General features: G+C 69.0%; 14 protein-coding genes. 7 read left to right on the forward strand and 7 right to left on the reverse strand.

Going from position 1 to position 11,294, the window contains the following annotated elements:
- Positions 1-44: 44 nt before the first annotated feature.
- Positions 45-227: a hypothetical protein gene (locus LI334_RS10020; protein ID WP_227260678.1), complete on the reverse strand. Its 183-nt coding sequence runs from the start codon at positions 225-227 to the stop codon at positions 45-47.
- Positions 228-312: 85 nt separating this feature from the next.
- On the opposite strand from LI334_RS10020, the gene LI334_RS10025 reads away from it, so the two are divergent.
- Positions 313-1,332 carry an ArsA family ATPase gene (locus tag LI334_RS10025; protein WP_227260680.1) on the forward strand — a complete coding sequence of 340 codons (1,020 nt, stop codon included), beginning with the start codon at positions 313-315 and terminating at the stop codon, positions 1,330-1,332.
- Here the strand turns inward: LI334_RS10025 and LI334_RS10030 are convergent.
- From LI334_RS10030 to LI334_RS10040, 3 genes are read right to left on the reverse strand one after another with little or no spacing between them, the layout of a single operon-like run.
- Positions 1,329-2,147, reverse strand: a complete 819-nt coding sequence (locus LI334_RS10030; RefSeq protein WP_227260682.1) for an SDR family oxidoreductase — start codon at positions 2,145-2,147, stop codon at positions 1,329-1,331. The genes LI334_RS10025 and LI334_RS10030 overlap by 4 nt on opposite strands.
- A gap of 30 nt (positions 2,148-2,177) precedes the next feature.
- Complete coding sequence (locus LI334_RS10035) at positions 2,178-2,954, reverse strand: endonuclease V (RefSeq protein ID WP_227260684.1); 777 nt, start codon at positions 2,952-2,954, stop codon at positions 2,178-2,180.
- A 1-nt stretch (position 2,955) separates the two neighbouring features.
- Positions 2,956-3,927 carry a rhomboid family intramembrane serine protease gene (locus tag LI334_RS10040; protein WP_227260686.1) on the reverse strand — a complete coding sequence of 324 codons (972 nt, stop codon included), beginning with the start codon at positions 3,925-3,927 and terminating at the stop codon, positions 2,956-2,958.
- A 160-nt stretch (positions 3,928-4,087) separates the two neighbouring features.
- On the opposite strand from LI334_RS10040, the gene LI334_RS10045 reads away from it, so the two are divergent.
- Genes LI334_RS10045 through LI334_RS10055 form a run of 3 tightly spaced genes read left to right on the forward strand, consistent with a single transcriptional unit; the run spans position 4,088 to position 6,692 of the window.
- Positions 4,088-4,513: a DUF5788 family protein gene (locus LI334_RS10045; RefSeq protein ID WP_227260688.1), complete on the forward strand. Its 426-nt coding sequence runs from the start codon at positions 4,088-4,090 to the stop codon at positions 4,511-4,513.
- Entirely contained in the window at positions 4,510-6,261 is a 1,752-nt protein-coding gene (gene polX, locus LI334_RS10050; RefSeq protein ID WP_227260690.1) for a DNA polymerase/3'-5' exonuclease PolX, read from the forward strand. The genes LI334_RS10045 and polX overlap by 4 nt, the downstream gene beginning before the upstream one ends.
- Positions 6,258-6,692, forward strand: a complete 435-nt coding sequence (locus LI334_RS10055; RefSeq protein ID WP_227260691.1) for a DUF5615 family PIN-like protein — start codon at positions 6,258-6,260, stop codon at positions 6,690-6,692. The genes polX and LI334_RS10055 overlap by 4 nt, the downstream gene beginning before the upstream one ends.
- Here LI334_RS10055 and LI334_RS10060 read toward each other — a convergent pair.
- A complete protein-coding gene (locus LI334_RS10060; RefSeq protein WP_227260692.1) occupies positions 6,689-7,537 on the reverse strand; it encodes a DUF7139 domain-containing protein in 849 nt (282 codons plus the stop codon). The two genes, LI334_RS10055 and LI334_RS10060, sit on opposite strands and share 4 nt — an antisense overlap.
- Before the next feature lie 136 nt (positions 7,538-7,673).
- On the opposite strand from LI334_RS10060, the gene LI334_RS10065 reads away from it, so the two are divergent.
- Together LI334_RS10065 and LI334_RS10070 are read left to right on the forward strand one after the other, a co-directional pair.
- On the forward strand, positions 7,674-7,961 hold the full coding sequence (locus LI334_RS10065; protein ID WP_227260693.1) for a DUF5789 family protein: 288 nt from the start codon (positions 7,674-7,676) through the stop codon (positions 7,959-7,961).
- A 33-nt stretch (positions 7,962-7,994) separates the two neighbouring features.
- Positions 7,995-8,450 carry a DUF302 domain-containing protein gene (locus LI334_RS10070; protein ID WP_227260694.1) on the forward strand — a complete coding sequence of 152 codons (456 nt, stop codon included), beginning with the start codon at positions 7,995-7,997 and terminating at the stop codon, positions 8,448-8,450.
- Here the strand turns inward: LI334_RS10070 and LI334_RS10075 are convergent.
- Both LI334_RS10075 and nreA read right to left on the reverse strand, forming a co-directional pair.
- Entirely contained in the window at positions 8,447-9,229 is a 783-nt protein-coding gene (locus LI334_RS10075) for a CPBP family intramembrane glutamic endopeptidase (RefSeq protein ID WP_227260695.1), read from the reverse strand. The two genes, LI334_RS10070 and LI334_RS10075, sit on opposite strands and share 4 nt — an antisense overlap.
- Positions 9,230-9,273: 44 nt before the next feature.
- Positions 9,274-10,566: a DNA repair protein NreA gene (nreA, locus tag LI334_RS10080; protein WP_227260696.1), complete on the reverse strand. Its 1,293-nt coding sequence runs from the start codon at positions 10,564-10,566 to the stop codon at positions 9,274-9,276.
- Between the two features lie 575 nt (positions 10,567-11,141).
- On the opposite strand from nreA, the gene LI334_RS10085 reads away from it, so the two are divergent.
- A complete protein-coding gene (locus LI334_RS10085; RefSeq protein WP_227260697.1) occupies positions 11,142-11,291 on the forward strand; it encodes a hypothetical protein in 150 nt (49 codons plus the stop codon).
- Positions 11,292-11,294: the final 3 nt, after the last annotated feature.

The following is an 11,294-nucleotide window of genomic DNA, read 5'->3' on the forward strand; positions in this document are numbered from 1 at the left end:
TCCCGGGTCTGCGGCCCGCCGGAAGAAGAAAGTTCTCGCCTCGGTCACGGGGTGTGTGCGGTTCGCGTCATGAACGACCCGACCGTCGCGACGACGCCGAGCGCGATGAGGGCGAGCGCGACCCAGTCGAGGCCGACGTGGAGTGCGGCGAGACCGAGCACGCTGAGTTGCGTGCCGAGCACCATCCGCTGCGTCATCGTCAGTTCCCGGTCTGTCTCGGAGGGCATACGGACGGCATTCGCCGGGAGCGACTTCAACGCTGGGTCGCGGGGAACCGACGGATTGACCGGAGCGTGGCGCGACGCCCCGGGTATGAGCGAAATCGAAGTCGAGGCGGTGGATTCGGCCGACCTCACCGTCGACGCCGGGACGGCCGAGTACGTGCTGTACGGCGGGAAGGGCGGCGTCGGGAAGACGACGATGGCCGCCGCGACCGGGCTCGCGTCCGCGAGCGACGGCACGGACACGCTCGTGGTGTCCACGGATCCCGCGCACAGCCTCAGCGACACCTACGAGACGGAGATTCCGACGCGCCCCCAGCGGATTCGGGACGACGTGCCGCTGTACGCGGTGGAGATCGACCCCGAGGACGCATTGGAGCGCGCGGGCGTGTTCGGCGGCGGGGGCGAGAACCCGCTCGGCGGGATGGACGCGATGCTCCCCGGCGGCGACGGGGACGACGGACTGGAGGGGATGATGCCGGGCGCGGACGAGGCGGCGGCGATGCAGTTGCTCCTCCGGTACATGGACGACGACCGGTTCGAGCGCGTGGTCGTGGACACCGCGCCGACCGGGCACACGCTCCGCCTGCTCGAACTCCCGGACGTGCTCGACTCGATGATGGGGCGCGTGATGAAGCTCCGCCAGCAGTTCTCGGGGATGATGGAGAACCTGAAGGGCATGATGGGCGGCGACGCGGAGGACGTGGGCGCGAACCTGGACGAACTCGCGGCGCGCGTCGAGCGCCTCCGGCGGGTGCTCCGCGACCCGGCGCGCACGGACTTCCGTATCGTGATGGTGCCCGAGGAGATGAGCGTGTTCGAGTCGAAACGCCTCCGCAGTCAGCTCGAATCCCAGGAGATTCCGGTCGGAACCGTGGTGGTGAACCGCGTGATGGAGCCGCTCGCGGAGGTGACGGACGCGCCCGAGGACGCGTTCGTCACGCCCGACCTCGACTCGTGTGAGTTCTGTCAGCGCCGGTGGAGCGTCCAGCAGGACGCGCTCGCGGAGGCCCAAGACCTCTTCCGGGGGACGGACGTGAAGCGCGTGCCGCTGTTCGCGGAGGAAGTGCGGGGAGAGCGGATGCTGCGGGTCGTCGCGTCCTGCCTCTAGGCGAACTTGGCGGCGAGTCCGAACAGTTTGTCGCGGACGCGGTCGGGGACGAAGCGCGCGAGGACGCCGAGGCGGCCGGCGCGCCCGACGGGGTAGCGCGCGGGCGGGTCGGGGCTGACGGCGGCGTCCACGATGCAGTCCGCGACCTCGCTCGGGTCGCTCGCGCCCGCGCCGCTCACCAGCACGTAGTCCTCGTAGAGCGAGTACACGTGGTCGTAGACGCCCGTCGCGTCGATGTCGTCGAGTTCCGCGGTCGCGCGCTCGCCGAACCCGGTGTCCACGGGCCCGGGTTCCACGACGCAGACGTCGATGTCGAACGCCTCGACCTCCCCGCGGAGCGCGTCGCTCATCGCTTCGAGCGCGAACTTCGAGCCGGAGTACGCGCCCATCCCGGGCGTGCTGACGCGGCCGGAGACGGAGGAGACGTTCACGACGGTGCCGTCCTCGCGCTCGCGCATGTGCGGGAGCGCCGCCCGAATCAGCCGGTGGGGGCCGTAGACGTTCACGTCGAACTGCCGGTGGAGCTTGCGCGTCGGGAGGTCTTCGAGCGCTCCTATCTGTCCGAACCCCGCGTTGTTCACGAGGCAGTCGAGGCGGCCCTCGGTTTCGACCACGTCGTCCACGACGGTCTTGCACTGCGCGGGCTTCGTCACGTCCAACTCCTGGGCGTGACAGCCGTCATGTTCCGCGAGGTCGGCCACGTCGTCGGTGTCGCGCGCCGTCGCGTACACCGTCCACTCCTCGTCGAGGAACAACTCGGCGGTCGCGCGGCCGATGCCCGAGGACGCGCCCGTGATGAGAACGACCTTCGTCATACCCGACTCCTGGGACGGCTCCGAGTTAAGTCATTTCACCCGGTCGGCAGCCGCGTCCGCGAGCCGCGTCGGCTCCGGGAGCTTGTAGCCCGCGCAGAGCGCCTCCACGAAGTCCACGGTCGTCTCCGCGCTCACGCGATGGCCGGGACTGACGATGAGGGGGTTGACGTGCCGCTTTTCGGGGTTCGGGTACTGGCGGGACTGGAAGGCGTGCCCGATGACGGTTCCGATGGGCGCGCTCACGCGGTCGGTCGCCTCGATGGGGATGCGCGTGCCTTCCCGGTAGTAGTCGTCGAGGGAGCGACGAGGGGTGCCGCAGAGGAGGTTCTTCGCGACGCCGAGCGCGGGCGCGTCGAAGACGACGCCGACGTGCGTCGCGATGCCGGCCTGCCGGAAGTGGATGCGGCCGCTCCCGTCCAGCACGAGCAAATCCGCGGGCACGGAGAGCGAGTCGAGCGCGGTCACGATGGAGCGGCCCTCGCGGAACGCGAGCAACCCCGGAACGTAGGGGATTTCGAGGGGCGCGCGCCCCGTCTCGCGCGCCACCACGCGGCCGTCCTGGATGGCGACGACGGCGCTCACGGACTCGTCGTCGGTGAACGCCTGGTCTACGCCCACGACGACCGGCCCGCCGTCCGGGTCGTAGTCGCCCTCGTCCTCGACGGTGTCGGTGAGTCGGAGCGCGTCGGGGTCGATGCCGTGGTCGTCCGCGAACGCCGCGTCCGCCGCGATATCGTCCTGCAGGGCCTCCATCTCCTCGCGCGAGAACGACGGGTCGGGGACGTACTCCGGACGCGCGACCTCCATGTTATCGCCGCCGCCGGCCGCCCATGCCGCCCATGCCGCCGCCCCCGCCGCCGAACCGGAGTTCCTGCGGCGCGCGCTCGCCCTCCCGCTTGAGCTTCACGCCGTACAGCAGTCCGAGCGCGAGCCCGGCGAGGTGCGCGAGCTGCGCGACGCCGCCCGCGCCGATACCGCCCACGCTACTCATCAACACCGAGTATCCAGCGAACAGCAGGGTCGCGACCCAGAGCGGCATCGGAATCACGAAGTACAGCAGGATGCGCAGGTTCGGATTCAGCACCGTGAGCACGCCCATCAAGGCCGCGATAGCGCCGCTCGCGCCGAGCACGGCAGTGGCGTTCGTCAGCCGATAGGTCGTGCCGTCCTGCACGAACAGCATCTCCCGGCCGTACACCTCGGGGTGCTGGAGGAGCGTCGAGCCGACCTGCGCGAACCCCGCGAGCGCGCCCGCCGCGAGGAACAGCGCGACGAGCTTCCGCGAGCCGATGCGGCGTTCCACCACCGGCCCGAAGAAGTACAGCACGATGCTGTTGAACACGATGTGGGTCAAGCCGCCGTGCGCGAACACCGACGTCACCCACGTCCAGACGTACAACGGATGACTCGTGTTCAGCGTGAACAAGTCCAGCCACGCCTGCGTCCCCTGCTCGATACCGAACACGTACGGCGCGACCACGTACTGCACGAGGAACATCAGCCACATCACGCCGAGCAGGATGTACGTCGCGTTCCCCCGGAAGTACGCGAGCACGCCGCCCGGCCCCGTATCCAGACCGAGGACGGACGACGACGCCGACGACCCGCTCACGCTGTCGTCGAACCCCGAATCGAACACGCCGTTCGGGTCGTTCCAACTCTCCAACCCAGCGCAGTCGTGGTTCTCCGGAAGCCGGTGCTCAGAACAGAACGTCCCCCCACACAGCCGACACTGGTAGGGCATCCCCTCTTCCGCTCCGCACCGGTCACACCGAGCCATTACCCGGGATTCGAGCGGCGGGCCGTTAAGCGTTCCGCGGCTAGCACGAGCTGTCTGCGAATACGAGCGGTCGAACCGCGGCGACGAGACCCGAACGCCCGCGGCGGTCTCGGCTCTCGCGGGCCGAAGCGCTTTCCGGAGCGCGTTCGTACGCGGGGGTATGAAGCCGTACGAGCGCAAGCAACTCCTCGAACGCGTGGAGCGTGAGGGGGCGACAGTCGGGGCGTCCATTCCCGAGGAAATCGAGGTGCAGGGCGAGCCGTTCGCGTTGCGGTCGTTCGTGTTCGAGGTGAAGGAGGCGGAGACGGGCGAGCGCGAGCGCGTGCAGGAGGCGAAGAAGCTCCTGCGCCGGGAGCGCCTCGAACGCCTGGAACGCCTGGAGGAGGGCGACATCTCCGTGGCGGAGGGCGAGGCGTTGGTGAACGCCATCGTGGGACTGGACAGGGCGTTGAACGCGCTGGAGTCGCTCGGGTCGAAGAGCGTCGAACAGGAGATGGAGGTGCAGGAGCGCATGGACACGAAGCGCTGGTACTCCTTCCTCTCGGAGGCGCTGGGCTGGGACGACGACCGGGGGATTCGTCGATGAGTCGGAACGCCGAGGTCGCCGAGCGACTGGAGGAGTACGCCGACCTCCTGGAGGCCCAGGACGTGGGGTACAAGCCGACGACGTACCGGCGCGCCGCCTCGAACGTCCGCGACCACCCGGACGCCATCGAAGACCTCGTCGCGGACGGCCAGGACGCCGTCGAGGAGATAGACGGCGTCGGGGAGGCCATCGCGTCGAAAATCGTGGAGTACGTCGAGACCGGGAGCATCGCGGAACTCGAAGACGAACGCGAGAAACTGCCCGTGGACATGGCGGCGCTCACGCGCGTCGAGGGCGTCGGCCCGAAGACCGTCGGGAAGCTCTACGACGCGCTCGGCGTCCAGGACTTGGACGACCTCCAGGAGGCGGCGGAGAACGGCGAGATTCGGGAGGTCGAGGGGTTCGGCGCGAAGACGGAGGAGAACATCCGCGACCACATCGCGTTCGCGCGGCAGGCGGGCGAACGCGACCTCCTCGGGGACGGCAGACCCGTCGCGGACGACATCGTCGCGTTCCTCGAAGGCCTCTCGGACGTGGAGCGCGCGGAGGCCGCGGGGTCGACGCGGCGGTGGCGCGAGACCATCGGGGACATCGACGTGCTCGCGGCGAGCGACGCCGGCGAGGACGTGGGGGAAGCGCTCACCGAGTGGGCGCGCGCGGACGAGACCATCGAGGTCGGGCCGACGAAGACCAGCGTGCGAAGCGACGGCCTGCGCGTCGACCTCCGAGTGGTGACGCCGAGCGAGTTCGGCGCGGCGCTCCAGTACTTCACGGGGTCGAAAGACCACAACATCACGCTCCGCAACCACGCCATCGGCCAGGGGAAGAAGGTGAACGAGTACGGCGTGTTCGACATCTCCGACATCGACGACCCGGATTCCGGCCAGCGCGTCGGCGACCTGCTCGCGAGCGAGACCGAGGAGGGCGTGTACGACGCGCTCGGCTGCGCGTGGATTCCGCCCGAACTGCGCGAAGACCGCGGCGAGGTCGCGGCGGCGGCGAACGACGACCTCCCCGACCTCGTCACGGAGAGCGGCGTTCGCGGCGACCTGCACACGCACACGGACTGGTCGGACGGCGCGAACACCATCGAGGAGATGCTGGCGGCGGCCGAGGAGCGCGGCTACGACTACTACGCGATAACCGACCACGGCGAGGGCCCGGGCGTGTTCGGGGACTCCGGGCTCTCCGGGAGCGACCTCCGCGAGCAGATGGACGAAATCGACGGCGTGCGCGACGACTACGACCTCACCGTCCTGCACGGCGTGGAGGCGAACGTGGACGCGGACGGGAACGTCGTGGACGTCCCGGACGACGTGCTCGCGGAACTGGACATCGTCGTCGCGAGCCCGCACTCCGGACTCGGGGACGACGGCGGCGACCGGACCGACCGCCTCGTCGCGGCCGTCGCGCACGAGCACGTGGACGTGCTCGGCCACCCGTCGGGCCGCCTCATCAACGACCGGCCCGCCATGGAGTATGACGCTGAGCGCCTCGGGGAGGCCGCCGCGGCCGCCGGCACCGCGCTGGAGGTGAACGCGAACTACCACCGCCTCGACCTCCCCGGAAGCGCCGTCAAAACCGCCATCGACGCGGGCGCGACCGTCGTGGTGAACACGGACGCGCACAGCCCGAGCGAACTCGACCAACTGGCGTACGGCGTCCACACCGCCCGCCGCGGCTGGGCCGAACCCGCTGACGTGCTGAACACGTGGACGACGGAGGACGTGCTGGAGTTCCTGGAATGACGCCCGACGACACCCGCCTGATGCTGGACGTGATGTGCGGCGACCTCGCGCGACTCCTCCGGGTGTGCGGGTACGACGCCGCGTACGCGCCCGACCGCGGCCTCCTCGAAGACCCAGAAATCGCGGACGCGGCGCGCCGCGAGAACCGCGTGCTCGTCACGCGGGACGTGGACTTCGCCGACTCGTACGGGGAGAGCGTGCTCCTCGACAGCGTGGACACCGACGAGCAACTGGACGAACTCCGCGACGCCGGCCTCGAACTCGAACTCACCGAGGGCGCGCGGTGCTCACGGTGCAACGGCGAACTCGCGGAAACCGCGGAACGCCCCGAGCACGCGCCCGACGGCGTGGACACGGTCTGGGAGTGCGCGGACTGCGAGCAGTACTACTGGCAGGGCAGTCACTGGCGGCACGTCGAGGAGCGCCTCTAGTTGTTCGGCGTCCACTCCGCGCAGGCCTCCATGTCGTCCATGACCTCGTCGTGGAGGCCGCAGTAGGGCTTGAGGCCGTCGTCCGTGCGGACGTAATCGAAGTGCTCGCAACTCCCGCAGTACTTGTCCTGGGGGTCGTCGAGCGGCGACGTGAGGTCGGCGGTCGCGCCGCCGTCGCTCGCCGACCCGGACGGCGACGCGTCCGTGGTCTGCGTCGGGTGGTCGTCCGTCGGCGTCTCCATGTCGCCGAACACGCCGACGCCGCCGAACGACCCGCCGCCGGAGAGCGCTTCGCGCGCGGAGTCGAGTTGGTCTTCGGGCACCTCGACCGTCCGCGTCTCGCCGTCCCGCGTGATGGTCATCGTCACCGTGCCGCCGGGGTCGTTCCGCGTCTTGAACGTCGCGACGGCCGTGAACAGACACCAGAGCGTCGTCATCACGCCCGCCGAGTAGACGACCACGAGCAGGAAGACCGACGTGCTCGGGACGCCCGGACTCGAATACCAGTTCTCGGGGTACGTCGAGGCGAACAGGAACACGCCGACGGCGGCGAGCACCGCGCCGCCGACCGCCGCCGCGCGCTGGAACCGATTCGCCGGCAGGACGGTGACGATGCCCGTGAACACCGCCGGCAGGCCGAGGCCGACGAAGATACCGGCGAGTTCGCGCGTGCCGAGCACGTCCGCCGCCGAGGGGTTCTCGCCGAGGAGGAGCGGCGTGGTTCCGGCGATAACGCCGAAGACGACCATGAGCGCGCCGACCGCGAACACGGCCGTTCCCGCGTACACGCGACGGCGGCTCACGTCACCCGCTCGCCGCTCGTACGCGTCCGCGAGACTCGTCATGCGCGAGGTATGGACGAGGAACACCAAAAGCACTGCGCCACCCCGTCACGCGCCGCGTCCCCGACCCAGCGTCGGGAGCGGGCGTCCGAGCGGGTCTATCGAAAGAACTACCCACGCGTCCGCCGCAGGGACGCGTATGGCTGACGACGAGGAAGACGAGGGACCCGCCGTCGAACTCGGCGAGGGCGAACCCGTCGAGGGCGCGCCGCTCGCCCGCGTGTCCGCGCGACTCACGTGGGGCGTCGAGAAGAGCGAAATCGTCCGCCGCGAGGGCGACACCACGATTCGGACGCCGGACGGCCCGCGCGAACTCGCGAGCGTCCTGGACGAGGTCGATTCGACGTACTTCTCCTCGCGCAACGACTTCGAGACCGCGGTTCGCGGCGTCACCGGGACGGGCGTCGTGCCGACCGCCGAAGAGTAGACGTTTTTCCCGCTCCCGCCCGAACCACGGGGTATGTCGCTTCCCATCGACCCGTCGCGCATCGACCCCGAGGACATCGGCGAGGAGACCGCGACCCTCCACATGGAACACGCGGAGGCCGTCGAACACGTCCGCGAGGCGTTCAGCGACGCCGGGTTCGGGTTCCCCGCGGAGTTCTCGCCGTCCGACCTGTTGAACGAGAAGGTCGAGGCCGACCGCGACCCCTACTACGTGCTCGGCGCGTGCAACCCCGCGATGGCCGACCGCGCGCTCGACGCGAGCGAGAAGCAAATCGGGGGGTTGTTCCCGTGTAACGTCGTCGTCTGGCAGGAGGAACCGGGCGTCCAGCGAGTGTACCACGTCTCCATCATGCGCATCGCGCGACTCGTCGGTCTCGCGCCGGACGACGACGAGTGGGCGGACATCGTCGCCGACACGGGCGAGTACGTCGCGGACGCGATGGCGAACCTGGAGGCCGTAGACGCCTAGAGACCGAGGAGGCCCGTCGACTCCGGCGCGTACTTCACAGCGAGGTACATGATGCCGAACAGCGTTGCGTTGTAGAGGCCGTGTGCGAGCGCGGGAACGACGAGGTTGTCGGTCTTCTCGTAGGCGTACCCGAACGCGAGACTCGGGATGAACAGGACGGCGATGGTGACGAGGCCGGCCTGGAGGTCGCCGATGAGCGCGGTGATGTGGAGCGGGGCGAACGCGCCGCTCGCGAGGAGGATGGCGGCGGGCGCGGAGAAGTGTTTTCGGAGCGTGCCCTGGATGACGCCGCGGAACAGCAGTTCCTCGCCGGGCCCGATGAGGAGGAAGGACGCGAGAATCAGGAAGGGGACGATTTCGGGGTTCGCGCTCGCGGTCTCGCCGGCGGTGTTCGACGCGGCTTCGAGGCCGAGCGTCTGGATGACGAGGCCGGCGACGATGATGAGCGCGATGGTGCCGATGAACGTCAGGAGCGTCTGCCCGAGTTCGCGCAGGGACGGTAGCTCGTACTGCAGGAAGTCGAGGCCGAGGCCGCGCCGGTGGAGGTAGGTCAGCGAGACGAGCGGGAACGCGAGCCCCTGGAGCGCGATGAGGCTCATGCCGAGCGACGCGACGGCGGATATCTGGTCGGAGCCGGTGGCCGAGAGGTACACGACCGCGATGGCGGTGAGGAAGACGACGCCGACGCCGAACGCGAGCACGGCGAGGGCGTACGTGAGGACGACCGCGCGAGCGCGCGGACTCAACCCCCACTTCGTTTCGGGTTCGATGGTGCTCATCACGGGAACGTTCGGCGAGCAGTCGCTTGAGTTCTGCGACCGCGCTACGAGAACGAGGAGAGGTCGGCCTGGATGCCCGAAATCATCGTGGACTTCCGGCGGAGCGCGTTCAGGCTGACGGGGAGGTGGGGCGTGATTTCGCGGACGGCGTCGTGGAAGGTCTCGGCCTCGCCGTGGTCGTCGGGCTGGTCGAGGTAGGCGGCGTCGGGGTCGAAGGCGTTGCGCACGCTCTCGCGAACCTGCCAGACGCCGACGGGCGCCCAGTAGTCGTCGCTGACCTCGCGGAGGACGAGGGCTTTCGCCTGCCGGCCCCTGTCTCGGAGGTGTTCGAGGACGCCGAGGCGGGCGGCGTAGTACGCGCCCGCGGTCTCCTCGACGTAGCCCGTGCGGCCCTCGTATCCCTCACTCGCGCTCGCCATCCAGAGGTCGCCCTGGGGGTCGGGGTTCCAGATGCTCCCCGGAGATTTCATCTCGACGAGTTCGAACTCCCAGGTGCCGGGCGCGAGCACGACCCAGTACCGGTTCCCCATGTACTCGTTGACGTGGACTTCGACGGTGTCGATGCTGCGTTCGTCCCGAATCTGGCCGCGGAGGAACTGGCCGACGGTGTCGTCCACGGCCGTAATCGACCAGCGCGTGGGGACGAGCCGGCGGTTTTCGCCCTGCCCCAATCCGCCGACGGAGAGCACGCGGTTGATGTCGTACACGTCGAGGCCGCGGCGGTAGAGGTAGGTCATCGCGCCCTGCGCCTGCCAGTCGTCGTCTTCGAGCGTTTTCTCGACGGCGCGGGGGACGTGGGGGTTCTCGGCGAGGTCGGCGGATTCGGCGGTGGCGTTCGGGCCGGTGGGGGCGTTCGCGGCGGGGTTGGCGAACGCGTCCGGGTCGAACTGGGGGGTGTCGGAGAGGCCGAGTTCGACGTTCACGGGCCGGTCGGCGAGCGCGACCTCGCGCTGCACGCCGACGAACCCGTCCCAGACGTCGTTGACGTTCACGTCCGCCGACCGACGGGAGTTCAGTAATCCGGTTCGGTACTGGAGGACGTTCTCGACGCCGAGGCCGCGGTCGTACCAGTTCCCGCTCGTCGCGAAGTTCTCGGCGTCCTCCTCGTCGCCGACGGGGGAGAGGATGCCCGCGGAGACGTTCGGGTACGAGGAGCGTCCGACGAACACGGAGGGGGCGGTCGCGCCGTACAGCGAGTCCCCGGACTTCACGGACTCGAAGCGCTCCTTCGCGCCCTCGACGTAGTCCAGGATTTCGTAGGATTTCTCGCCCGCGAGCTGGCGCTTCCGGGCCTCCTCGTCGGGCGAGAGGTCGTCGATGTACTCGTCGAGACGCATCTATCGGTTCTTGGGCGCGCGCGTCCTTGAACGCTTCTCCCGACCACAGCCCCCGTATTCGAGAACGCCAACCTATGTAGCGAAAACACCCATATTTGGACGTATTTAGGACGGTATGCATCGGTACTAGCACGTATATTAGGTGTTTGGTTGTGTTCTGCCAAAGAGTTAAGTTCGTTCGTGGTATGTGTTAGCATGCAATGGGAGTGACGCAACGTCTCGTCGACCGTGTCGCCGCAGCCAGTTCGCAGAACACTCACGAATGTCCCGTCTGCGGCGCACGCTATCAGCGAGAACCGTTGAACTGCGCCGCGTGCGGGAACACGCAGTTCGACAGGACGTGACGCCCGGCGTAACGAGCGACCGCGTTCGTAGCCGGGCGTCCGGGACGTGAGCGACCCCCGCGAACCGCCGCGGTTCGGCCCGTTCTTTTCCGCCGCCTCAGCGCGCTGACCCACGGCTTTCGCCGCCGGTCTCCCCCTCGCGACCGCGTTCCGAGCGATACGTAGCCCACAATAGCAGTCCGTGCTAGTTGGCAACAAGGTTCTTTGTTCGGGGCGTCGTGGAACTACTCGATGGCCCTCCGTGACACACTCGAACGACTGACCGGACGCACGACCGAACACGACCAGCCATACGAGTGCGAGGTGTGCGGGCTGACGTTCAAGCGCCGGCGCGTCAACTGTCCCGCATGCGGGAGCACGGGCGTGAAGAAGCGAGCGTGAAGA

The sequence above is a fragment of the Salarchaeum japonicum genome, assembly GCF_020614395.1.
GTDB classification, from domain to species: Archaea; Halobacteriota; Halobacteria; order Halobacteriales; family Halobacteriaceae; genus Salarchaeum; species Salarchaeum japonicum.